General features: G+C 77.8%; 1 pseudogene. It reads left to right on the forward strand.

Features of this window, described 5'->3' with window-relative positions:
• A pseudogene (locus tag AB4Y72_RS19705) lies at window positions 1-494 on the forward strand (HNH endonuclease signature motif containing protein); the annotation flags it as partial.

The raw sequence follows: 494 nt of genomic DNA on the forward strand, positions 1-494 counted from the left end.
CCGCCGGGGCCCTGCTGGCCGACACCCGGGCCCTGACCACGGCGCTGCCGCTGACCCTGGCCGCCCTGGAGGCCGGGACGATCTCCTGGGCCCACGCCCGGATCCTCCTCGACGAAACCAGCTCCCTGGACGCGGCCGGGGCGGCCGGGCTGGARGCGCACTTCCTGGACCCGGACGCGCCGGACCCGGCCCGCGGCTGCCCSGCCGGGGAACTCGTGCCCTCCCGGTTCCGGGCCAAGGCCCGCACCTGGCGCGAACGCCACCACCCGGCCAGCATCGAAGCACGCCACACCAAAAGCGYCGCGGACCGGCGGGTCGAGTTCCTCCCGGACCGGGACGGCATGGCCTGGCTCTCCGCGCACCTCCCGGCCGAGACCGCCGCCGGGATCTGGGACCGGACCACCGCGGCCGCCCGCGCCCTCCAGGGCCCGCACGAGGCCCGGACCCTGCCCCAGCTCCGCGCCGACATCGCCGCCACCTGGCTCCTCACCAAC

It is taken from the genome of Arthrobacter sp. YAF34, assembly GCF_052113245.1.
In the GTDB taxonomy this organism is placed as follows: Bacteria; Actinomycetota; Actinomycetes; order Actinomycetales; family Micrococcaceae; genus Arthrobacter.